The organism is Nonomuraea wenchangensis, assembly GCF_900111685.1.
GTDB classification, from domain to species: Bacteria; Actinomycetota; Actinomycetes; order Streptosporangiales; family Streptosporangiaceae; genus Nonomuraea; species Nonomuraea wenchangensis.
Window position 1 is genome coordinate 1 of the sequence record NZ_FOHX01000022.1, and the last position, 20,771, is coordinate 20,771.

Here is a 20,771-nt window from a genome sequence, read left to right on the forward strand (position 1 = left end):
CATTCAGCCGGCAAGGCGGCCCGCCTGGCCCCTTCGACACCAGCGCCTCGGCCCCTGCCGTGCGCCATGCCTTGTGCCAGACATAGGCCGACTTACGTGAGACCCGCAGCTTCCTGGCCACCGCAGGCGGCGACATGCCCGCGGCGAACAACCCGGCAGCCTCCAAGCGGACTTGTTCACGCTTGGCTCGCGCCGCCGGGGTCAGACCACCACCATCCGGGTAACGCATCCCACCGGCATACTCCCGAACCCCGCCGCGAGCAGGCAACCGCGCGGTGACACCTCAGTTTTTCAACCTCTGTACGCGTCGAGGACCGCCCCGACCCGCACATCGTCCGGCCGACCGACGCGATCATCCGCGTCACCGCCGCGTGCGTCTGCGGCTCCGACCTGTGGCCCTACCGGGGCGTGGACACCTCCGACGGGCCGGCGCCGATGGGCCACGAGTACGTCGGCGTGGTCGAGTAGATCGGCGACCAGGTCGAAACGATCAAAGTCGGGGACTTCGTCGTCGGATCGTTCTTCGCCTCCGACAACACCTGCGAGATCTGCCGGGCCGGATACCAGTCCCGGTGCGTGCACGCCGAACCGATCGGCGCGATCGGCACCCAGGCACAGTACGCCCGCATCCCGCTCGCCGACGGCACCCTGGTCGCCACCCCCGCCATGCCGGACGCCGACCTCGTCCCGAGCCTGCTGGCCGCCTCCGACGTGCTGGGCACCGGCTGGTTCGGCGCGGTCGCCGCCGAGGCCGGGCCCGGCAGGACGGTCGCCGTCGTGGGGGACGGCGCGGTCGGGCTGCTCGGCGTCCTGGCCGCCCGCCGGCTCGGCGCCGAACGGGTCGTCATCTTCAGCCGCCACGCCGACCGGCAGAAGCTCGCCACCGAGTTCGGCGCCACCGACATCCTCACCGAACGCGGCGACGACGGGGTCGAGGCGCTCAAGGAGTTGACCGGCGGGCTGGGCGCGCACTCGGTGATCGAGGCGGTCGGCACCCAGGAGTCGATGATGCAGGCCATCCGTTCCACCCGGCCCGGCGGGTACGTCGGCTACGTCGGCGTCGCCCACGGCGTCGAACTGCCCGGCGAGGAGCTGTTCTTCTCGGGCGTGCACCTGCACGGCGGCCCCGCCCCCGTCCGCCGCTTCCTGCCCGAGCTGATCAGCCTCATCTGGGACCGGGCCATCAACCCCGGCCGGGTCTTCGACCTGGACCTGCCGCTCGACGAGGCCGCCGAAGGCTACCGGGCCATGGACGAGCGCCGCGCCATCAAGACGCTCCTGCGGCCCTGACCCGCTTACCCCGCGGTGACGCCGCGAGGGTGGCGGCACGGGGCGGGCGCAGGCGGCCGGCCAGGCAGAGCACGACCCCGGTCGTGAGCCAGGCGACCAGGACGACGACCGAGTGGCTGGCACCGCGGCCGTCGAAGAACGCGGTGGAGCGCAGCAACTGGCCACCCGCCCCGGGCGGCAGCAACCGGCCGACGACGCCGGACCAGCCGGGCAGCATCTCGGGCGCGGTCGCGGCGCCCGACAGGGGATTGCCGATGAGCATCATGGCGACGGCGCCGAGACCGAAGCCCGCCGTCCCGAGCAGTGACTCCAGCCCGAGGATGCTCAGAGAGGTGGCCGCGACGGTCAGGGCGACCGCGCCGGCAGCAGTGCGGCGAGCAGGCCACCCATGACCAGGGGCAGGGCTCCGGCGGCCAGTCCGGCGCCGCGCGGGTGGTCGGCCGCCAAGGGAACGAGGTCGCGGACGGCGACCGCCGGGGCTCCCTCCGGTTCGCCTGACAGCTTCTCGCGATGGCCTACTCGGCGGAGCCTTCGGTGTTGCCGGGTGCGGCGGCGGTGATCTCGTGCAGGCGGTACAGCTCGACGGCTTTGCCGGGCGCGCAGGCGTCCAGCTCTCCACGATCGGCCAGCTGGGTGAGCACCCGCAGCACGATGGAGGGGCCGTCGATGTGGAAGTGGCGGCGCAGCGCCCCGCGGGTGTCGGAGTGTCCGAAGCCGTCGGTGCCCAGAGAAGACCAGGGAGCGGGGACGAACGGGGCGATCTGGTCAGGCACCGACCGCATCCAGTCGGACACGGCCGTGACCGGGCCCGGCTCGGTGGCCAGGCGGCGGGTGACGTACGGGATTTTGCGCGGCCGGCCGGGGTGGGTGAGGTTCCACGCGTCGGCGGCGAGGGCTTCGCGGCGCAGTTCGGTCCAGGAGGTCACCGACCAGACATCGGCGCCGACGCCCCAGTCGTCGCGCAGCAGGCGTTGGGCCTGCAACGCCTGCTGCACGGCGATGCCCGAGGCCAGGATCTGCGCGCGCGGCCCGTCGGTCTTCTCGGCCGGGCAGTAGCGGTGCATTCCGGCGAGGATGCCGTCGACGTCGACGTCGGCCGGCTGGGCCGGTTGCGCGATGGGTTCGTTGTAGAGGGTGAGGTAGTAGAAGACGTTCTGGTCCTCACCGTCGCGGGGCTGACCGTACATCCGGCGCAGGCCGTCGCGGACGATGTGGCCGAGTTCGAAGGCGAAGGCGGCATCGTAGGCGATGCATGCGGGGTTGGTGGAGGCCAGCAGCAGCGAGTGGCCGTCCTGGTGTTGCAGGCCCTCGCCGTTGAGGGTGGTCCGGCCGGCGGTGGCGCCGAGCAGGAAGCCGCGGCTCATCTGGTCGGCGGCCGCCCACAGGCCGTCGCCGGTGCGCTGGAAGCCGAACATCGAGTAGAAGATGTAGAGCGGGATCATCACTTCGCCGTGGGTGGCGTAGGAACTGCCGGCCGCGGTCCATGACGCCGTCGCGCCGGCTTCGGTGATGCCCTCGTGCAGCAGGACGCCTTCGGTGTCCTCCTGGTAGCTGAGCATCAGTTCCCGGTCCACGGCCAGGTAGGTGTGCCCGTGCGGGGAGTAGATCTTCGCGGTCGGGAAGAGCGCGTCCATGCCGAAGGTGCGGGCCTCGTCGGGGATGATCGGCACGAACCGGTGGCCGATGCCCGGGTCCTTCATCAGGTCCTTGAGCAACCGGACGAACGCCATCGTGGTGGCGACCTGCTGGCGGCCCGAGCCGCGGCCGGTGACCGCGTAGGCCGCGGCGTCCGGCAGGGTCAGCAGGGGCGGACGGGGCACGCTGCGGGCGGGCAGAGGGCCGCCGAGCGCGTGGCGCCGCTCTCGCAGGTACTCCAGTTCCGGTGAGTTCTCGCTCGGCCGGTGATAGGGCGGCAGCTTCTCGTCGAGGGCCGAGTCGGGGATGTCGAGGTAGAGCCGGTCGCGAAAGGACCTGAGGTCGTCCAGGGTGAGTTTCTTCATCTGGTGGGTGGCGTTGCGGCCCTCGAAGTGCGAGCCGAGGGTCCAGCCCTTGATGGTCTTGGCCAGGATCACGGTCGGCCGGCCGGTGTGCTCCACTGCGGCCCGGTAGGCCGCGTAGAGCTTGCGGTAGTCGTGTCCGCCGCGTTTGAGTCCCCAGATCTCCTCATCCGACAGGTGCGTGACCATGGCGGCCGTGCGCGGGTCGCGGCCGAAGAAGTGCTCGCGGACGAACGCCCCCGACTCGGCCTTGTAGGTCTGGTAGTCCCCGTCCGGTGTGGTGTTCATCAGGTTGACCAGTGCGCCGTCGGTGTCGGCGGCCAGCAGGGGGTCCCATTCGCGGCCCCAGATCACCTTGATGACGTTCCAGCCGGCGCCGCGGAAGAAGGCCTCCAGCTCCTGGATGATCTTCCCGTTGCCGCGGACCGGGCCGTCCAGGCGCTGCAGGTTGCAGTTGATGACGAAGGTGAGGTTGTCGAGTCCCTCGCGGGCGGCCACACCGATCGCGCCGAGTGCCTCGACCTCGTCCATCTCGCCGTCGCCGAGGAAGGCCCACACCCGCTGCCGGCTGGTGTCCTTGATCCCGCGGTGGTGCAGGTAGCGGTTGAACCTAGCCTGGTAGATCGCGTTGATGGCGCCCAGGCCCATCGAGACGGTGGGGAATTCCCAGAAGTCCGGCATCAGCCGCGGGTGGGGGTAGGACGGCAGGCCGCCGGGGTGGGACAGCTCCTGCCGGAATCCGTCGAGCTGGCCGGCCGACAGCCGGCCCTCCAGGAAAGCGCGCGCGTACATGCCCGGCGAGGCGTGTCCCTGGAAGTAGATCTGGTCGCCGCCGCCCTCGGCGCCGTGGCCGCGGAAGAAGTGGTTGAACCCGACCTCATACAGCGACGCGGCCGAGGCGTAGGTGGAGATGTGCCCGCCTACCCCGACGCCGGGCCGCTGCGCCCGGTGCACCATGATTGCGGCGTTCCACCGGATGTAGGCGCGGATGCGCCGTTCGATCTGCTCATCGCCAGGAAACGGCGGCTCCGACTGTGGCGCGATGGTGTTGATGTAGTCGGTGCTGTGCAGGCTGGGCACGCCGATCTGCCGTTGCCGGGCGCGCTGCAGCACGCTGAGCATCAGGTATCGGGCTCGATTCGATCCGGCGTGATCCACTACCGCGTCGAAGGACTCCAGCCACTCCTGCGTCTCGCCGGGGTCCAGGTCGAGAAGCTGACCGAGAAGCTGGCTGGGCAGCCCGTCGCTGTTCAGCGGTTGGCGCTGCGTTTCTGAGGTCATGTCGGCCTTTCTCTAACAAGCGTTGACCTTGCGTCGTTGGCCGGCCCGGAACGCCGGCATGATCCGGCCGGGTCGTCCGATCTGAGCGATGGTGGGGCGCACGGACGAGAGACCGGACCGGTGCGTTGCTCGCCGGCCGCCCGGCTGCGGGGAGGTGGATCGGTCCGGTCGGTCACTGGCGAGCGCCGCCTGGCCGGCGATCACGGGCTCTGCCCCTGGATGAGTTGCCGGGCACGACGATCCAGACGGGGCCGCAGTACCGCCACCTGGATGACCAGCAGGGTCCAGATGGCGATCAGCACCCACCCTCGCGCAAGCTCTGCGCAGCCTTGGCCCCCGCCAGGCTCGCTCCGGCGATCAGATACGTCGCATCATCGGCCATGTCCAGCACCTCTGTCGGTTGCTCGTAGGGTGGTCGCCAGTTGCTCGCGCAGCCGGTCCCAGCTCGCCTCGAACGCGGCCACGCCGTCGTCTTCGAGCCGTTGCACGACGTCGTCGTAGTCGATGCCCAGCCGTCGCAGCCGGTCGAACACCTGCTGAGCCTGCTCGTAATGGTCGGCTATCGAGTCAGGCGGCACCTGGCCGTGGCCGGCCACCGCGCGCAAGGTGGCCTCGGGCATCGTGTTGACCACACCGGGCGCGACCAGATCGACCACGTAGCGCGTGTCGGGGTAGGCCGGGTCCTTGGTCGAGGTCGAGGCCCACAGGGGTCGCTGCGGACGTGCGCCCGCCGCCTCCAGCGCCCGCCAGCGCGGCGAGGCGATCAGCTGCTCGTAGCGTTGATAGGCCAGCCGGGCGTTGGCCAGGGCGGCCTGCCCGCGTAGTTCGGTGGCCTCGTCGGTTCCGATCTTGTCCAATCGCGCGTCGACCTCGGTGTCGAGCCGGGAGACGAAGAACGAGGCTACCGAGGCGAGAGTGGACAGATCCCGTCCGGTCAGCCGGGCGCGTTCCATCCCGTCGAGGAAGGCGTTCATCACCGCGTCGTAGCGGGACAGAGAGAAGATCAGCGTGACGTTGACGCTGATCCCGTCGGCCAGGCACGCGGTGATCGCCGGCAGTCCCTGACGCGCGGCCGGGATTTTGATGAACAGGTTGGGGCGGTCCACCAGCCACCACAACGCCTGCGCCTCGGCGATCGTCGCGTCGGTGTCGTGGGCCAGGCGCGGGTCCACCTCGATCGAGACCCGGCCATCCACTCCGTCGGTGACGTCGTAGACCCGCCGCAGAACGTCGCAGGCCGCGCGGACGTCGAAGGTGGTCAGTGCCCGCAGCGCCTCCGCGGCTTCGACGCCGCGCGCCGCCAAGGCGCTCATCTGTGTGTGGTAGGCGTCGCCGCTGGTCATGGCCTTGGCGAAGATGGTGGGATTGGTGGTAACCCCCGTCACGTGGTACCGCGCGACCAGGTCGGCCAGGCTACCCGAGACCAGCCGTTCCCGGCTCAGGTCGTCCAGCCAGATCGACATCCCGCGGGTAGTGAGTTCGACAAGCGGATCGGCCATGGCATGACTCGCCTTCCTGTGGTGCGGTGATGTACGTCCGGCTGACGTACATCCACCGTCATTCAGGGCTCCACCAGGGCCGACATTCCTCTCATGACACCGACGCCACGCCGGTGGACGTCGAGGCGAGTCCAGCAGATTTCCAGGACGGTGGCGCCTTGGCCCACCTCCGTGGCCCTTGATGGGATTTCTCATCGCGTACCGGCCGGCCCTTGCCGCCGGGGTCGGCGAGGGCTACCGGCCGGCCAGCACGTCGCTGGAGGCGACATGGTCAAGGCGCTGGGTGTCCAGAAGTGGGCCGGCCGGCACCGATGGCTCCTGCGGCCGCGCGGCGATGGACGGCGGGGCGGGCGTGCCGGTGGCGGCTGCCGCGGGTGCGGCCTCGGGCGGTGTCGCACGTTCCAGGAAGCGGAGCAACTCGACCGGGAAGGGCAAGACGAGGGTGGAGTTCTTCTCCGCGGCGACCTCGACGACGGTCTGGAGCAGCCGCAGTTGCAGCGCCGCGGGGTGCTCGGTCATCGTCTCGGCTGCCAGGGCCAGCTTCTGCGAAGCCTGCAGTTCGCCTTCGGCGGTGATGACGCGTGAGCGCCGTTCCCGTTCGGCTTCGGCCTGTCGTGACATGGACCGCTTCATCGTCTCGGGAAGGGCCACGTCCTTGATCTCGACCCGGTCGATGTGCACGCCCCAGCCCACGGCCGGGCTATCGATCATCAGCTCGAGACCCTCATTGAGATGCTCCCGGTTGGACAACAGGTCATCCAGCTCGCTCTTTCCGATGATCGAACGCAGTGAGGCCAGCGCGACCTGCCGAATGGCCGATGTGTAGTCCTGAACGTCGACGACCACCCGCAGCGGATCGACGACCCGGAAGTAGACGACGGCGTCCACTCGAACGGTCACGTTGTCGCGGGTGATGCCGTCCTGTGCGGGTACCGGCATCGTGACGATCTGCATGTTGACCTTGTGCAGCCGGTCGGCGAACGGCGCGATCAGCGCCAGCCCTGGACCGCGGATCTCGGAGCGGACTTTCCCGAACCGTAAGACGACGCCTCGTTCGAACTGTTTGATGACCCGGACACTCGCGCCGAGCACGACCGCGCCCAGCGCAAGGAACGTGATCAGCGCAGCGCTGACGATGGTTCCGATCATTGCATCCTCCGATGCTCTGCCTCAACCGGCCTTCATGGGCGGCTGGAGGCCTTCGCTATCTCCCGCCGGCATCTGCCGACGCCGTCGGTGTCACGGCCGCTCTGCTGATCGATGCGAGCGTGCGTACCAGACCCATCCGGTCAACGCGGCTAACAGCACGGCGAGGACCGGCGATCCGGCCAGCAGCAAGATCACCGCGAACGCCGAGCTGAAGACGAGCATGACCGTGTAGGCCCGTCTGGACAGGTCCGGCGTTGCTGCTCGGTGCAGGCGTTGCGCATCGGTGCCGAACGATTTGGCGAAATCCGGATCTTCGACCAGCAACTGATGCTGGATCTCCCGCAGTGCTTCACGTTCGTAGTCGTCGAGCACGACACACCTCCAGGGCGTTGTCGCCAGGCGCGATCTCATCACCCATCCACCTGGACACATGTATCGTAGCACGATATAAAATGAAGTCCATGAACCCGTCCCGGCGGGCGGCCCGCGCATGGGGCAAGGTGTGCTCATATCGCATTGCGATACGGTTTGAGGGATTCGAGAGAGGGCGGCACGGTCATGGAGGACGAAGCAGCGCAACCCGAGCCCCTGACCAAGCAGGACTTCGAGGCGCTGGCCCGGTTCCGTTTCGGGATCCGCAGCTATCTGCGCTTCAGCGAGGAGGCGGTGCGCGCCGCCGGCCTCACCCCGCAGCAATACCAGCTGCTGCTGGCCCTGAAAGGGTTTCCCGGCCGCGACTGGGCGAGCGTACGGGAGCTCGCCGACCGGCTGCTGTTGCGCCACCACAGCGTGGTCGAACTCATCGGCCGAGCGCAGAAACAAGGCCTCGTGCACCGGAGCGCGCATCCCAGCGACGGCCGGGCAGTGCAGGTGATGCTGACCCCCGAAGGCGAGCGCGTCCTGGCGCGCCTGGGCGCGCTGCACCGCGACGAACTGCGGCACCTGGACACCGCGATCCTCCCCCCGGTATGGGACAGTGCCCCGCAGCCGGACGCGCCGTCCCCGCATGAGGCCGCCCCGAACGCAGGTCTCAGGGAAGACGAGCGGTAAGGGTCGCGATCGCCACGCCAGGAGTGGCGGACCAGGCACGCGTGGGGAAGGACCCGGTGGACTGGCTGCACCGGGGCGCAAAGAGCAGGTCATTCATCCAGACCAACGCATCTACGGCCGGCGCAGGCGAACTGGTCCAGGGAGTTACGGCATCGGCCTCGCCCAGACCCGGTCAAAGGAAAGGATCATGGATACTCAGATCACGTTGACCGAAGAACACGCTCACCTCCTGACCCAGATCACCGACCGAGCCCGTAGCGTTCTGCAGATCGCCTCGCAAGACCGATGGCCGAGCAGGGAGCTGACGGCGCTGGCCCGCTATCTGCGCGCCGAGCTCATCAGGCAGCTCACCGACGAAGAACGGCTGCTCTTCCCCGCCTATGAAGCCACCCCTGAACTGTCCCGGCTGGCCCGCGACCACGCACGGCTGCGCGCCTGCGTGGACACGATCGCCGCCGCGGCCCGTGGGCGCGGCACCCGCTCACCCGCCCAGATCGCCACCACCGTCCGCGACCTGCTCACTCAGCTCCACAACCACTTCGCCACCGAGCAGGCGACCCTGACCGCGCCTGGCAGGCCGATGATCTCCACCGCCGCCCTCGGAGCCTGCCCGCACCGCTGGTATCCGCTTACCGAAGGCCCCGTGATCGACCTGGACGCGCTTCCCGTCGAGCGGCTGCTGGAGGCCATCAGCGACCGGTTGTACAGACTGCCCAGCGGTGAATGCCTCGACCTGTGTTCCCGCACTGACCCGGGCAGATTTTGCGACGCCCTGGCGGCCGGCGAAGACGATTACGGCTTCGCCTATCTGGCCTGCGGGCCGGACCAGTGGCGGGTGAGGGTTACCCACCGGCTGGACAGGTGACCAGCATGGCCGTCACCGAGCACGTCACTCCGGTTGCCCCGCCCGCCACCGCCAAAGGACGGCTGCTGGTGTCGTGGCTGTCGTCGACGGACCACAAGGTCATCGGCTACCTGTACCTGATCACCTCGTTCGGATTCTTCCTGATCGGCGGGGTCATGGCCATGGTGATCCGGGCCGAGTTGATCCAGCCGGGGCTGCAGTTCGTCGGCGCCGGGCAGTACAACCAGCTCTTCACCATGCACGGCACCATCATGCTGCTGCTGTTCGCCACTCCGCTGTTCGCCGGGTTCACCAACGTCATCATGCCGCTGCAGATCGGCGCGCCCGATGTGGCCTTCCCCCGTCTCAACGCGGTCAGTTACTGGCTGTTCCTGTTCGGCGGACTGATCGCCCTCAGCGGCTTCGTCACCCCCGGCGGCGCGGCGGCCTTCGGCTGGTTCGCCTACACACCCCTGTCTGACGTGATCAGCTCCCCGGGTGTCGGCGGCGACCTGTGGATCATGGGCCTGACGCTGAGCGGCCTGGGCACGATCTTGGGCGCGGTCAACTTCGTCACCACGATCATCAGCATGCGCGCCCCGGGCATGACCATGTTCCGGATGCCGATCTTCACCTGGAACGTGCTGCTGACCAGCATGCTCGTGCTGATGGCCTTCCCCGTGCTGGCCGCCGCCCTGCTGGCGCTGGAGGCCGACCGCAAGCTCGGCACGCAGATCTTCAGCCCGGAAAACGGTGGGGCGATGCTGTGGCAGCACCTGTTCTGGTTCTTCGGTCACCCCGAGGTCTACATCATCGCGCTGCCGTTCTTCGGCATCATCACCGAGGTCATCCCGGTCTTCAGCAGAAAGCCCGTCTTCGGCTACATCGGCCTCGTCGGCGCGACCATCGCCATCGCCGGGCTGTCGATGACCGTCTGGGCACACCACATGTTCGGCACCGGACAGGTGCTGCTGCCGTTCTTCTCCTTCATGAGCTTCCTCATCGCGATCCCCACCGGGGTCAAGTTCTTCAACTGGATCGGCACCATGTGGCGCGGGCATCTCAGCTTCGAGACCCCGATGCTGTTCTCGATCGGCTTCCTCATCACCTTCCTGTTCGGCGGCCTGACCGGCGTCATCCTGGCCTCGCCGCCACTGGACTTCCACGTCACCGACAGCTACTTCGTCGTCGCGCACTTCCACTACGTCGTGTTCGGCACCGTGGTGTTCGCCATGTTCGCGGGCTTCTACTTCTGGTGGCCGAAGATGACCGGCAGGCTGCTCCACGAGACCTGGGGAAAGATCCACTTCTGGACGCTGTTCGTCGGCTTCCACACCACCTTCCTGGTCCAGCACTGGCTCGGTATGCTCGGCATGCCCCGGCGCTATGCCGACTACAGCAGCGCCGACGGCTTCACCACGCTCAACGCCATCTCATCGGCGGGCGCGTTTCTGCTCGGAGCCTCCACGCTGCCCTTCCTCTACAACATCTGGCGCACGACACTGGGCGCGCGGCCTACGCTGCCGGACGATCCCTGGGGATTCGGCAACTCGCTGGAGTGGGCCACCTCATGCCCGCCACCACGGCACAACTTCACCGCCGTCCCGCGCATCCGATCCGAACGCCCCGCTTTCGACCTCCACTACCCGCGCGAGCCCGAAAGCTGACGTCTACACGGCTCTTCCGTCGCAGTCGCGCAAGTCGTACCGCAGGCGCCAGATCGGCGATCTCGCTGCAGAACCGGGCAGCATCAGACCGCAGGAACGCAACGTGGGAGGCCCTTGCTGGAGCGCGGCGCGGATCTGCTCGACCGCGGCGGCCGGGCCGGCGACGGCGATCGACACATCGTGCACCGATGAACGTACCGACGGCCAGGCGAAGGCGGTGAGCAGCACGGCGATGGCCGCCGTGAGCAGGACGACTGCCCTGGCCACCGCCGGCCAGGATGATGGTGATGTGTCGGCTGTCGACGGGCCATGAACGGCCATGCCTACTCCTCGAAGACAACGGTTGGTGACAGGGCGGCCCGGCACTCACGTGCCGTGACCGAGGCGCGGTGGCTGATGGATCACTTCAGCGTGAGTGGGGTCTCGGACGCGATGCGGGTCAGCTTGCGTGGGTTGCGGACGTAGTAGATGCCGGCGATGCGGGCGTCCTCGACCTGGACCGCTATGACGCCGTCGATCTCGCCGTCCACGCGCAGGAGGAGCGCCGGGTTGCCGTTGACCACGGTGGGCTCGCTGGTGAGCGCGACCTGGGCCTTGCCGAGGCCGCCGACGATCATCCGGGCCACCTTGTCGGCGCCGATGACGGGCCGCGGCACGGCCTGCTTGACGCCGCCGCCGTCGCTCACCAGGACGACCTCAGGGGCGAGCACGTCGAGCAGGCCCTGCAGGTCCCTGGTCTCGAGCGCGCGCTGGAACGACGCCACAGCCGCCCGGGCCTGGCCAGGGGAGACCGCCTCGCGAGGGCGCCGGGCATCGACGTGCCGGCGGGCCCGGTGCGCGATCTGGCGTACGGTCGCCGGGGTCTTGCCGACGGCGGCGGCGATCTCGTCGTAGCCGACGGTGAAGACCTCGCGCAGCACGAACACGGCCCGCTCGGTCGGCGACAGCGTCTCCAGGACGAGCATCAGCGCCATCGACACGCTCTCGGCGAGCTCGACGTCCTCGGCCACGTCCGGCGTGGTGAGCAGCGGCTCGGGCAGCCACGAGCCGACGTACTCCTCCTTGCGGCGCTTCATGGTACGCAGCCGGTCCAGCGCGCGACGGGTGACGATCCGCACCAGGTAGGCGCGCTGGTCGGACACCTGCCCGAGGTCGACCTTCACCCACCGCAGCCAGGTCTCCTGCAGGGCGTCCTCGGCGTCGGCGGCCGAGCCGAGCATCTCGTAGGCGACGGTGAACAGCAGGTTGCGGTGGGCGACGAACGCCTCGGTCGCCGGGTCCGTCCGATGGCCGCCGGCCGTCGGCTCGGCTGTGCCCATCGTGGCGTCCTTGCGCTCGTTCATGCCCGCTCCTGCCTGTTCACCCGCAAATCCTGCTCCATGCACTAGGCGTCGGCGCGCGCCGCCGTGTGACATCCGGGCCCGGTGACACATGTCACATGGCCGGCGCTGTCACAAAGTCCGGGGCGCCGACGCCGCATGTTCGTCAGGACGCGTCGCATGGCGACCGCCACCCCAGGAGGAACGGAAAGACATGATGAGCAAGGTCTGGTTCGTCACCGGTTCGTCTCGCGGCCTGGGCCGCGCCTTCGTCGAGGCCGCCCTGTCGCGTGGCGACCAGGTGGCCGCGACCGCGCGGACCGCCGCGAGCCTCGACGACCTGGTAGCCGCCTACGGCGAGGCGGTGCTTCCGCTGGAGCTGGACGTGACCGACAAGGCCGCCGTCTCCGAGAGCGTGAAGCGGGCCAGGGAGCACTTCGGCCGGCTCGACGTCATCGTGAACAACGCCGGCTACGCCCAGGTCGGCGCGGTCGAGGAGACGACCGAGCAGCAGTTGCGCGACCAGCTGGAGACCAACGTGTTCGGCGCGGTACGGGTGATCCAGGCCGCCCTGCCCTACCTGCGCGAGCAGGGCTCAGGACACATCATCCAGCTGTCCTCGGCGGCCGGGCTCATGGCGTTCCCGCTCAGCGGCGCCTACAGCGCCTCCAAGTGGGCCCTGGAAGCCCTGAACGACTCCCTCGCCCAGGAGGTCGCCGACTTCGGGATCAAGGTGACCGTGATCGAGCCCGGCGGCTTCGCCACCCGTTCCGGCAAGAATCCCGATCCGCTCGACAACGGCCACATGGCCGAGCCCGACCCGGCCTACGACGGCCTTCGCCGGCGCATCGCCGCGTTCACGAGCAACCAGCCCGCCGGCGACCCGGCCGCCGCGGCCCAGGCGCTGCTCAAGCTCGTCGACTCCGACAACCCGCCCCTGCGGGTGCTCTTCGGCCAGGGCTTCTACCCCTTGCTCCAGCAGGTGTACGCCGACCGGCTCAAGACCTGGGCCGACTGGCAGGACCTCTCGGCGCAGGCCCACGGCGACCTCGACCAAGAAGATCGCTGACCCGGCGCCGGGCCGACTCACCAGAAGCAAGCGAACCGACAGGAGCAACCCCTTGAAGCACCGCATCGTCGTCCTCGGCGCCGGCTATGCCGGGGCGTACGTGGCCGGGAACCTGGCCCGCCGGCTGTCACCGAAGGACACCCAGATCACCGTGGTCAACGCCGTGCCGGACTTCGTCCAGCGCATGCGGCTGCACCAGCTCGCGGCCGGCCGGGACATCGAGGCCCCGAAGCTGGCCGACGTCTTCGCGGGCACGGCGATACGGCTGCGCCTGGCCCGCGTCACCGCCGTCGACCCCGAGCGCCAGGTCGTCGCCCTCACGAGCGGTGGCGGCGAGCTCGGCTACGACACGCTTGTCTACGCGCTCGGCAGCCACGGCGCCGACCACGGCGTCCCCGGCGCGGCCGAGCACGCCTTCGACATCGCCGCCAGGCCCTCGGCGCTGCGCCTGCGCGAGCGCCTGGACAGCTTGGACCGCCTGGGCGGGCGGGTGCTGGTCGTCGGCGACGGGTTGACCGGCATCGAGGCCGCCACCGAGATCGCCGAGTCCCGGCCCGGCCTGTCGGTGGCGCTCATCGCCCGCGGCGAGCTGGGCGCCCGGCTCTCCGACGGAGCTCGCCGCCACCTGCGCCGGGCCTGCGACCGGCTGGGCATCACCGTTCTGGAGCACACCAGCGTCGATGCCGTCGAGGCGACGCGGGTGCTGTGCTCCGACGGCACCGCCCTGGCGTCCGACGCGACCGTGTGGACGGCCGGGTTCGCGGTCAGCACCATTGCCGCCGCCGGCGGGCTGGAGGTCACCGAGAACGGCCGGATCATTGTCGATCGCACCATGCGGTCGGTCTCGCACCCGGACGTCTACGCCATCGGTGACAGCGCCCACGCCATCGGCGACAACGGCCGGCCGCTGCCGATGTCCTGCGCGTCGGCCGGCTACACCGGCCGGCAGGCCATCGAGGCGATCGTGGGACGCCTGACCGGGCGCACGATCCCCAGCACCAAGCTGGTCTACACCTACAACCACATCAGCCTGGGGCGGCGGGACGCGATCCTGCAGGGGGTCGACGATGAAGGGCGGGCGAAGCCGACGTACATGAGCGGCCGGAAAACGGCACGGATCAAGGCCGGCATTCTGTCGATGTCGCTGTGGGCGACGTCGCATCCCACGTACGGCATGCCCACGCGCAGGCACCGCCTGGCCGCCGCGCATGCTTCGTCACCAGTCGGTTCGAGGCCGGCGTAACCGTCGAATCTGGACGCTCTCGATCGCCGGCCTCGCCGGGGTGCCGCCGCTGCCCGGCACCGACCGGCCGCTCGTACAGGCCGCAGGAACGGTGCTGGCCCTGGCCGGGGTGGCGGCCACGCTGGCCGCGCAGACCTCGATGGGAGCCTCGTGGCGCATCGGGGTGGCGGAGAGCGAGACCACCGCGCTGGTCACCACCGGCGCCTTCGCCCTCGCGCGCAACCCCATCTTCACCGCCATGGTCGCCACCGCCGCCGGACTGACCGCGATGGTCCCCAACGCGATCTCCCTGGCCGCGCTGCTGCTGGCCGTGGTGTCGATCGAAGTGCAGGTCCGCGCCGTCGAGGAGCCGTACCTGCTGCGGGTGCACGGTCCCGCCTACCGGCGGTACGCCGCCCGCGTCGGACGCTTCCTGCCCGGCATCGGCCGCCTGCCGTACGACGCGCGTACCTGGTGAACCAGCGGATCAGACCGGCACGCCGAGCGCCATCCCCACGGCCGCCTCGACATGGATGCGGGTGGAGTCGAACACCGGGACGGGGCTGTCGGCGGGGCCGACCAGCAGGGTGATCTCGGTGCAGCCGAGGATCACCCCCTGCGCGCCCCGCCGGGCGAGGCCGGCGATGATCCGCCGGTACTCCTCACGGGAGCAGTCCTCGACCCGGCCCTGGGTCAGCTCCTGGTAGATGACGTCGTGGACGACGGTGCGGTCGGGCTCCTCCGGCACCACGACCTCCACGCCGTGGCGGCGCATGCGGTCGCGGTAGAAGTCCATCTCCATCGTGAAACGGGTGGCGAGCAGGCCCACCGTGGTGATCCCGGCCGCGGCGACGCTGCGCGCGGTGGCATCGACGAGGTGCACGAACGGCACCCCGACGGCCGCCTCGATCGCGTCGGCCACCCGGTGCATGGTGTTCGTGCACAGCAGCACCATGTCGGCGCCCGCCCGTTCCAGGGTGGTGGCCGCCTCGGCGAGAGCGTCGGCGGCCTCGTCCCACCGTCCTTCGCGCTGCATCGCCTCGATCTCGGCGAAGTCGACGGTCAGCAGGATGCTCTTGGCGCAATGGTGCCCGCCCAGGCGCTTGCGGGTCTCCTCGTTGAGCAGCCGGTAGTACTCGGCGGAGGATTCCCAGCTCATGCCGCCCAGCAGGCCGATCGTTCGCATCATGGTCACCAGCGTGCCGGACGGAGCCTGCCCATAGGTAGCCCTGCACTCTTTGGCCTACCCCCAAGCCATACTTATGGCATGGACGTGCAGCGGATGCTGATCTTCCGGGAGATCGCCCGCACCGGATCGATCGCGGGCGCCGCCCGCGGGCTCGGCTGGACGCAGCCGGCCGTCAGCCAGCACCTGCGCCACCTGGAGCGTCAGGCGGGCACGCCCCTGGTGCTGCGGCGGCCACGCGGCGTCCAGCTCACCGAGGCGGGACGGGCCCTGCTGCGGCACGCCGACGCCATCGCCACCCGCGTCCAGGCCGCGACCGCGGATCTGGAGGCGATGGTCCAGCTCCGGGCCGGCACCGTACGGCTGGCCGCCTTCCCCTCCGCGGGCGCCACCCTCATCCCCGCCGCGATGAGCCTGCTCGCCGAACGCCACCCCGGCCTCGACGTACGCCTGCGCGCGGCCGAGCCCCCGCAGGCCGTCGCCCAGCTCGACGCCGGCGAGGTGGACCTGGCCATCACCTTCACCCACGCCGGCCAGACGCCGCCCGGCACCGGCGAGCTGACCCGGATACCGGCCGGCCAGGACCCGCTCCGGCTGGTCCTGCCCCGCACCCACCCCAGCGCCGGCCCGCCGGACACGCCGCTGGACCTGCGCGCGCTGGCGGACGACACCTGGATCGGCGGCTGCGAACGATGCACCGCCCACCTGCTCCAGACCTGCGAGCTGGCCGGCTTCACCCCCGACATCCGGCACGGCACCGACGACTACGTCCTGACCCAGGCGCTCATCGCCCGCGGCCTGGCTGTCGGACTGCTTCCCCAACTGGCCCTGGACGCCGCCCGCGACCCGCGCGTCGCCGTACGCCCCGCACTGGACGTACGACCCAGAACCCTGTACGTCCTGCACCACCGCGAGGCCGAGCAGATCCCCGCCGTCCGCAGCGCCCTGCGAGCCATCCTCGACATCACCGCCACCCACACCCCGGCCCCCACCGGATGAGAGTCCTGGTCAGATCGCTCTTGGCGTTGCTTCCTGCAGACACAGTCGTCGGCCGCCGTGTCCGGCCTCTCGCGGCCAGAACTGCAGGGTGATCAACGTCCGCCGGACGACGTCCGGCGGGAACGCTCCGTGGCCGAGCCGGTCGCGGTGGACGCGTACGTTCCACCGCCGGTCGGGCCGGCCGAGGTCGAACCTGCTGCCGGTCAGATCGGTGCCGGCGTTGTCCTCGGGCTGGATGATGCCGGACTCCAGGTAGACGGCCCCCTGCCAGGTCGAGGCCACGGGCAGGGGCGCCGGCGGCTCGCCGTCCCACACCTCGTACCTGACGAGGCAGCCCTGCTCGATCGGCTCGTCGATGGCGATCCAGTTGTCCTGGGCCGCAGCCCATCCTCCTGGCTCGATGGCGTCGTTGTCGGGGGATTCCTCGGCCGCGGTGTCAACCACGCCGACGAAACCGTGGATCGGGTCGTCGTCCAGTAATTCACTGACCAATGCGGCCATGCTGCCGGCCTCCGCGGTGTTCCAGTGCCAGGCTTTCAGCACGTTGCCGTGCTGCTTGCTCGTGTCCGGTTGATCATGGTATTGCGCGACGCTGTCCTCCCGGAGCCGGGATCGAATGCTCGGGCTCCCGGTAGCGATGGAGCAGAATCCAACGAACCCGCCTATGGCCAGGGCGGCGGCCCTAATCCGAGCAGAGTTGAGCGTGCAGGGTCTGCAAGGTCCACCGTTCCCAGCGCTCACGGGGCCAGCCGCGCTCACGGACGAACAGCAGGTACAGCTCGGGGCTGAGCAGGCCGTAGAGCAGGTCGGCAGCCTCCTCCACCGGCGTCTCCGGCCGGGCGCCGGGCTTGCCGACCAGTGCCTTGGCCGCCCTCTGCTGGACGACATGCCGTGGGTTGACGCCGTGGGGCCACAGCGCGGCGACCTCGGGGTCGCTCGCGACCGCCCCGTCCAGCATCTTGCCGATCGGCGCGACCCGCTCCAGGACCGAGGTCGCGCCCGTGACGTAGGCGCGCAGCAGGTCCTGGGCGGTGCCGGCGGCCAGCGCTTCGACGTACCACGGCCGATCCATGGTGGCCACCGGCTCGTCATCGCCTGCGATCGTCACGTCGACCAGTTCCTTGAGCAGGGCGCGCTTGTTGCCGAAGACGAAGTAGATCGTCTGCACCGCGACTCCGGCTCTGGCGGCGACGTCCTGCAGATTCGTCGCGCCATAGCCGTCCTGCACGAACAGCTCCAGTGCCGCCGCGAGCATGCGACGGCGTGTCTCCCGCGCCTTCTGTGCCCGTTTGCTGGTCCGCTTGACATCGCTCATCGCTAGAGTCTATTTCTAGATTCAGTCACTAGAAGCCAACTCTAGAGAGCAGGTTCAGCCATGTCGGTCATCACCGTCACCCGTTTTCAAGCCGACCCCGCCGACGCCGAGGAGCTTCGGGCCCGACACGCCGCCCTGGTGTCGGCGACCAGGGCGGCCCTCCCCGGACTCACCGAGGCGCGCCTCGGCCGGATCGACGACTCCACGTGGGCCGGCGTCTGGCGCTGGGACTCGGCCGCAAGCTTGCAAGCGGCCCGCCAGGCCGTGCCCGGCGACGCCACCGCCGCCGCGGCCTTCGCGCTGACGCGCGAGGCCACCGTGGACGACATCGCCGTCCTGGACGAGCACTGATGGCCCCCCGGCCCCTCGCGGGGCCGGGACTTCCCCCGATCGAGGAGATCACGTGATCGAGATCGACGCGTTGACCAAGGTGTACGGCGCAGCGCAGGTCCGGGCGGTCGACGAGGTGTCCCTGCACGTCGGCACCGGCACGGTGTTCGGCTTCCTGGGCCCCAACGGCGCCGGCAAGACCACCACCATCAAGATGCTGGCCGGCCTGCTGACCCCCACCTCGGGCCAGGTCCGGCTGGGCGGCTTCGACGTGGCCCGGCAGCGCTCAGCCGCGATGGCGCAGTTCGGCGCCGTGCTGGAAGGCTCGCGCAACGTCTACTGGAGCCTGTCGGCCTGGCAGAACCTGATGTACTTCGGCCGGCTCAAGGGCCTGCGCAAGGCCCGGGTTGCCGAGCGCGCCCAGGATCTGCTCACTGATCTGGGCCTGTGGGAGCGCCGCCACGACAAGGTCGGCGGCTTCTCACGCGGCATGCAGCAGAAGGTCGCGATCGCCGCCGCCCTGATCGCCGACCCGCCGATCGTGCTGCTCGACGAGCCGACCCTCGGCCTGGACGTCGAGGCCACCCGCACCGTCAAGAACTGGATCGCCGAGCAGGCCCGCGAGCTCGGCACCACCATTCTGCTCACCACCCACCAACTGGATGTGGCTCAGGAGCTGTGCGACCGGGTGGCCGTCATGCGCCAGGGGCGGCTGGTGGCCGACCTGCCCACGCGTGAACTTCTGGCGCGCTTCCGAGAGCGCGATCGGTACGAGATCCGCCTCGAAGGAGCGGCACCGCCCGGCTTCGACGCCGTCACCCGGGAGGGCGTCACCACCATCAACGTGCGGGTGAGCGATCCGCGCGAGGTGTACGACGTGGTCGAGCGGCTGCGCGCGCAGGGAGCCGTCCTGGAGTCGCTGACTCAGGTGCAGCCCGATCTGGAGGACGTGTTCCTCGCTTTGGTGAGCGAGCCGTCCCATGCATGAGGTCCTGCGCGCGGAGATCGGCAAAGGGCTGCGGGTTCAGCTCGCTCACCCGGTCGGGCATGTGATCACGCTGCTGATCAGCACCATGATGTACCTCGGCCTGCAGTTCGTCCTGGGCCAGGGCGAGCTGCGTCAGGACCTGCTGCCGCAAACCCTGGTCGCGATCGGCGGCTACTGGTTCCTGCAGTACGCCGGCCTGGTGATGGTCGCCGACCTCATCGAGGAGAAACGGGCAGGGACTTTCGCCCAGTCCCAGATGAGCCCGGCGCCGCCGTGGCTGCCGATGCTCGGCCGGCTGCTCACCGCCTCGATCTTCGGGCTGGCCGTGGCCGCCGTCGCAGCCCTCGTCCCGATGCTGGTGGCCCAGATCGCGATTCCCCTGCGCTGGGCGGCGCTCCTGCCCGCGGTGCTCCTGGGGGTCAACGCGCTGGCCTTCACCTTCCTGCTGGCCTCCCTCGCTCTGGTCTCCCCGATGATCGGCGCCCTGCAGTCGCTGTTCACCTCGCTGGTGCTGCTGCTCAACGGCTCGTTCCTGCCGCTGGAGCTGTATCCGGACTGGCTGGCGACAGCGGCCAGGGTCCTGCCCACCACCCTGGGCATCGAGGCGCTCACCCAGACTCTGTTCGAGGGCCGGACCCTGACCCAGCTCTGGACCGGCGGCGTCCTGCCCTGGCTGCTCGCCCACACCCTCGCGCTCACCGCCGTCGCCGGCCTGCTGTTCGCCCGCAACCACCGCCGAGCCCTGGAGTCGTCATGACCTTCGCCCGCGGATTCGCCGCCGAAGTCCGCAAGGGCCTGCTCAACCTGCTCGCAGGATGGCGCGAAGCCCTGATGGAGATGATCACATTTCCACTGTTCTATCTGCTCATCGTGCTGTTCATGGGACGCGGACAGCTGCGTGCGGACCTGCTGCTGCCGGTGCTGCTCGGCATGGTGGCGCTGACCTTCATCCACGAACAGGTCAACCGGGTGTTCTGGAGCTATCTGGGCGACATCCAGTCCGGTGTTCTTGAACAGACGTACCTGACCCCGCTGCCCTCGGCCGCGAGCATCCTCGGCCGGCAGGTCGCCGCCGTGATCGCGGCCGTACCCACCGCGCTGGCCGTCCTGGCCACCGGCGCCACCGCCGCCGGCCTCCAGGGCGGGCGGCTGCCCTTCGACGCACAGGTGATCGTGCCGCTGGCCGCCATCGTGCTGGGCACCTGCGGACTGTCCCTGATCCTGTGCGGGCTGACCCTGGTGTTCAAGCGCATCGAGATCATCACCCAGCTGTCCGTGGCCGTCTACGCCATCGCGGGCGGCACCCTCGTCCCGCTGGCCGCCATGCCCGACCCGATCGCCTTCCTCAGCCGGCTGGTCGTTCCCATCGCGCCCGGCATCGAGGCGATGCGCGACATCCTGCTCGGCGGGCATTCCCTCGTCGCCCTGCCCACCGGCTGGGGACTCGGCTGGCTGCTGGCCCAGCCGCTGCTCATCACGGCCGCCGGGGTGATCGTGTTCAACCGGCTCGAACACCTCGCCCGGCACCGTGGCACCCTCGGCCGCTACTAGACCAAGAACCCTAAG

The 20,771-nt window shown here is 69.7% G+C and carries 22 protein-coding genes and 1 pseudogene; 12 read left to right on the plus strand and 11 right to left on the minus strand.

Translation table 11 applies throughout. The features are described 5' to 3' along the window. Positions 1 to 229: helix-turn-helix domain-containing protein (locus BMW85_RS41870; protein WP_143082571.1), on the minus strand; the 229-nt coding region annotated here is incomplete at its 3' end. Positions 230 to 330: 101 nt separating this feature from the next. Between BMW85_RS41870 and BMW85_RS41875 the strand changes: the two are divergent. After that, a pseudogene (locus tag BMW85_RS41875) lies at positions 331 to 1,290 on the plus strand (zinc-dependent alcohol dehydrogenase family protein). On the opposite strand, the gene BMW85_RS50640 reads toward BMW85_RS41875, so the two are convergent. From BMW85_RS50640 to BMW85_RS41900, 5 genes are all read right to left on the minus strand, one after another. Further along, on the minus strand, positions 1,268 to 1,555 hold the full coding sequence (locus BMW85_RS50640) for a hypothetical protein (protein WP_218156173.1): 288 nt from the start codon (positions 1,553 to 1,555) through the stop codon (positions 1,268 to 1,270). The pseudogene BMW85_RS41875 and the gene BMW85_RS50640 overlap by 23 nt on opposite strands. Before the next feature lie 250 nt (positions 1,556 to 1,805). Continuing rightward, complete coding sequence (aceE, locus tag BMW85_RS41885) at positions 1,806 to 4,568, minus strand: pyruvate dehydrogenase (acetyl-transferring), homodimeric type (protein WP_091092873.1); 2,763 nt, start codon at positions 4,566 to 4,568, stop codon at positions 1,806 to 1,808. Positions 4,569 to 4,939: 371 nt separating this feature from the next. Then, positions 4,940 to 6,067, minus strand: a complete 1,128-nt coding sequence (gene tal / locus BMW85_RS41890) for a transaldolase (RefSeq protein WP_091092874.1) — start codon at positions 6,065 to 6,067, stop codon at positions 4,940 to 4,942. A gap of 234 nt (positions 6,068 to 6,301) precedes the next feature. Beyond that, positions 6,302 to 7,216 (minus strand): slipin family protein, encoded by a 915-nt coding sequence (locus BMW85_RS41895; protein WP_091092876.1) that lies wholly within the window; start codon positions 7,214 to 7,216, stop codon positions 6,302 to 6,304. Between the two features lie 90 nt (positions 7,217 to 7,306). Next, positions 7,307 to 7,588 (minus strand): DUF3040 domain-containing protein, encoded by a 282-nt coding sequence (locus BMW85_RS41900; RefSeq protein ID WP_177241152.1) that lies wholly within the window; start codon positions 7,586 to 7,588, stop codon positions 7,307 to 7,309. Positions 7,589 to 7,774: 186 nt separating this feature from the next. Between BMW85_RS41900 and BMW85_RS41905 the strand changes: the two genes are divergently transcribed. The 3 genes from BMW85_RS41905 to ctaD all read left to right on the plus strand — a co-directional run bounded on the left by BMW85_RS41905 (position 7,775) and on the right by ctaD (position 10,777). After that, complete coding sequence (locus BMW85_RS41905; RefSeq protein ID WP_091092879.1) at positions 7,775 to 8,266, plus strand: MarR family winged helix-turn-helix transcriptional regulator; 492 nt, start codon at positions 7,775 to 7,777, stop codon at positions 8,264 to 8,266. A gap of 187 nt (positions 8,267 to 8,453) precedes the next feature. Beyond that, positions 8,454 to 9,131, plus strand: coding sequence for a hemerythrin domain-containing protein (locus tag BMW85_RS41910; protein ID WP_177241153.1), 678 nt, complete (start codon positions 8,454 to 8,456; stop codon positions 9,129 to 9,131). 5 nt (positions 9,132 to 9,136) lie between these two features. Then, positions 9,137 to 10,777, plus strand: coding sequence for an aa3-type cytochrome oxidase subunit I (gene ctaD / locus BMW85_RS41915; protein ID WP_091093122.1), 1,641 nt, complete (start codon positions 9,137 to 9,139; stop codon positions 10,775 to 10,777). Between the two features lie 3 nt (positions 10,778 to 10,780). Here the strand turns inward: ctaD and BMW85_RS41920 are convergent, their stop codons facing one another. Together BMW85_RS41920 and BMW85_RS41925 are read right to left on the minus strand one after the other, a co-directional pair. Beyond that, on the minus strand, positions 10,781 to 11,044 hold the full coding sequence (locus tag BMW85_RS41920) for a hypothetical protein (protein WP_091092882.1): 264 nt from the start codon (positions 11,042 to 11,044) through the stop codon (positions 10,781 to 10,783). Positions 11,045 to 11,178: 134 nt separating this feature from the next. Then, positions 11,179 to 12,120, minus strand: a complete 942-nt coding sequence (locus tag BMW85_RS41925) for an RNA polymerase sigma-70 factor (RefSeq protein ID WP_091092883.1) — start codon at positions 12,118 to 12,120, stop codon at positions 11,179 to 11,181. Between the two features lie 190 nt (positions 12,121 to 12,310). On the opposite strand from BMW85_RS41925, the gene BMW85_RS41930 reads away from it, so the two are divergent. Genes BMW85_RS41930 through BMW85_RS41940 form a run of 3 tightly spaced genes read left to right on the plus strand, consistent with a single transcriptional unit; the run spans position 12,311 to position 14,865 of the window. Beyond that, positions 12,311 to 13,165: an SDR family NAD(P)-dependent oxidoreductase gene (locus tag BMW85_RS41930; protein ID WP_245775378.1), complete on the plus strand. Its 855-nt coding sequence runs from the start codon at positions 12,311 to 12,313 to the stop codon at positions 13,163 to 13,165. A gap of 52 nt (positions 13,166 to 13,217) precedes the next feature. Then, positions 13,218 to 14,408 carry an NAD(P)/FAD-dependent oxidoreductase gene (locus BMW85_RS41935; RefSeq protein ID WP_091092885.1) on the plus strand — a complete coding sequence of 397 codons (1,191 nt, stop codon included), beginning with the start codon at positions 13,218 to 13,220 and terminating at the stop codon, positions 14,406 to 14,408. Positions 14,409 to 14,448: 40 nt separating this feature from the next. Beyond that, the gene (locus tag BMW85_RS41940) at positions 14,449 to 14,865 is read left to right on the plus strand and encodes a methyltransferase family protein (RefSeq protein ID WP_245775379.1); all 417 of its coding nucleotides are present in this window, start codon (positions 14,449 to 14,451) and stop codon (positions 14,863 to 14,865) included. Positions 14,866 to 14,874: 9 nt separating this feature from the next. Here BMW85_RS41940 and BMW85_RS41945 read toward each other — a convergent pair whose 3' ends face one another. Beyond that, complete coding sequence (locus tag BMW85_RS41945) at positions 14,875 to 15,576, minus strand: aspartate/glutamate racemase family protein (RefSeq protein ID WP_245775380.1); 702 nt, start codon at positions 15,574 to 15,576, stop codon at positions 14,875 to 14,877. A 78-nt stretch (positions 15,577 to 15,654) separates the two neighbouring features. Between BMW85_RS41945 and BMW85_RS48950 the strand changes: the two genes are divergently transcribed. Then, positions 15,655 to 16,572, plus strand: coding sequence for a LysR substrate-binding domain-containing protein (locus BMW85_RS48950; protein WP_177241154.1), 918 nt, complete (start codon positions 15,655 to 15,657; stop codon positions 16,570 to 16,572). Positions 16,573 to 16,581: 9 nt separating this feature from the next. Here the strand turns inward: BMW85_RS48950 and BMW85_RS41960 are convergent, their stop codons facing one another. Together BMW85_RS41960 and BMW85_RS41965 are read right to left on the minus strand one after the other, a co-directional pair. Beyond that, positions 16,582 to 17,115, minus strand: a complete 534-nt coding sequence (locus BMW85_RS41960) for a hypothetical protein (protein WP_091092891.1) — start codon at positions 17,113 to 17,115, stop codon at positions 16,582 to 16,584. A gap of 139 nt (positions 17,116 to 17,254) precedes the next feature. Beyond that, positions 17,255 to 17,887: a TetR/AcrR family transcriptional regulator gene (locus BMW85_RS41965; protein ID WP_091092893.1), complete on the minus strand. Its 633-nt coding sequence runs from the start codon at positions 17,885 to 17,887 to the stop codon at positions 17,255 to 17,257. A gap of 60 nt (positions 17,888 to 17,947) precedes the next feature. On the opposite strand from BMW85_RS41965, the gene BMW85_RS41970 reads away from it, so the two are divergent. The 4 genes from BMW85_RS41970 to BMW85_RS41985 are packed head-to-tail and all read left to right on the plus strand — an operon-like array spanning position 17,948 to position 20,756. After that, a complete protein-coding gene (locus BMW85_RS41970) occupies positions 17,948 to 18,238 on the plus strand; it encodes an antibiotic biosynthesis monooxygenase (RefSeq protein WP_091092894.1) in 291 nt (96 codons plus the stop codon). Positions 18,239 to 18,290: 52 nt separating this feature from the next. Continuing rightward, on the plus strand, positions 18,291 to 19,205 hold the full coding sequence (locus tag BMW85_RS41975) for an ABC transporter ATP-binding protein (RefSeq protein WP_091092896.1): 915 nt from the start codon (positions 18,291 to 18,293) through the stop codon (positions 19,203 to 19,205). Continuing rightward, the gene (locus BMW85_RS41980; RefSeq protein ID WP_091092898.1) at positions 19,198 to 19,962 is read left to right on the plus strand and encodes an ABC transporter permease; all 765 of its coding nucleotides are present in this window, start codon (positions 19,198 to 19,200) and stop codon (positions 19,960 to 19,962) included. The genes BMW85_RS41975 and BMW85_RS41980 overlap by 8 nt, the downstream gene beginning before the upstream one ends. Next, positions 19,959 to 20,756, plus strand: a complete 798-nt coding sequence (locus BMW85_RS41985) for an ABC transporter permease (protein ID WP_091092899.1) — start codon at positions 19,959 to 19,961, stop codon at positions 20,754 to 20,756. Before BMW85_RS41980 ends, BMW85_RS41985 begins: the two co-directional genes overlap by 4 nt. The last annotated feature ends 15 nt before the right edge of the window (positions 20,757 to 20,771 follow it).

Excerpts from the sequence above, each read along its gene's own strand:
- BMW85_RS41965 (WP_091092893.1), bottom strand. The coding sequence starts at position 17,887 with ATGAGCGATGTCAAGCGGACCAGCAAACGGGCACAGAAGGCGCGGGAG.
- BMW85_RS41930 (WP_245775378.1), top strand. The coding sequence starts at position 12,311 with ATGATGAGCAAGGTCTGGTTCGTCACCGGTTCGTCTCGCGGCCTGGGC.
- BMW85_RS41925 (WP_091092883.1), bottom strand. The coding sequence starts at position 12,120 with ATGAACGAGCGCAAGGACGCCACGATGGGCACAGCCGAGCCGACGGCC.
- BMW85_RS41980 (WP_091092898.1), top strand. The coding sequence starts at position 19,198 with ATGCATGAGGTCCTGCGCGCGGAGATCGGCAAAGGGCTGCGGGTTCAG.
- BMW85_RS41895 (WP_091092876.1), bottom strand. The coding sequence starts at position 7,216 with ATGATCGGAACCATCGTCAGCGCTGCGCTGATCACGTTCCTTGCGCTG.
- BMW85_RS41905 (WP_091092879.1), top strand. The coding sequence starts at position 7,775 with ATGGAGGACGAAGCAGCGCAACCCGAGCCCCTGACCAAGCAGGACTTC.
- aceE (WP_091092873.1), bottom strand. The coding sequence starts at position 4,568 with ATGACCTCAGAAACGCAGCGCCAACCGCTGAACAGCGACGGGCTGCCC.
- BMW85_RS50640 (WP_218156173.1), bottom strand. The coding sequence starts at position 1,555 with ATGATGCTCATCGGCAATCCCCTGTCGGGCGCCGCGACCGCGCCCGAG.
- BMW85_RS41985 (WP_091092899.1), top strand. The coding sequence starts at position 19,959 with ATGACCTTCGCCCGCGGATTCGCCGCCGAAGTCCGCAAGGGCCTGCTC.
- ctaD (WP_091093122.1), top strand. The coding sequence starts at position 9,137 with ATGGCCGTCACCGAGCACGTCACTCCGGTTGCCCCGCCCGCCACCGCC.
- BMW85_RS41945 (WP_245775380.1), bottom strand. The coding sequence starts at position 15,576 with ATGATGCGAACGATCGGCCTGCTGGGCGGCATGAGCTGGGAATCCTCC.
- tal (WP_091092874.1), bottom strand. The coding sequence starts at position 6,067 with ATGGCCGATCCGCTTGTCGAACTCACTACCCGCGGGATGTCGATCTGG.
- BMW85_RS41970 (WP_091092894.1), top strand. The coding sequence starts at position 17,948 with ATGTCGGTCATCACCGTCACCCGTTTTCAAGCCGACCCCGCCGACGCC.
- BMW85_RS48950 (WP_177241154.1), top strand. The coding sequence starts at position 15,655 with ATGGACGTGCAGCGGATGCTGATCTTCCGGGAGATCGCCCGCACCGGA.
- BMW85_RS41910 (WP_177241153.1), top strand. The coding sequence starts at position 8,454 with ATGGATACTCAGATCACGTTGACCGAAGAACACGCTCACCTCCTGACC.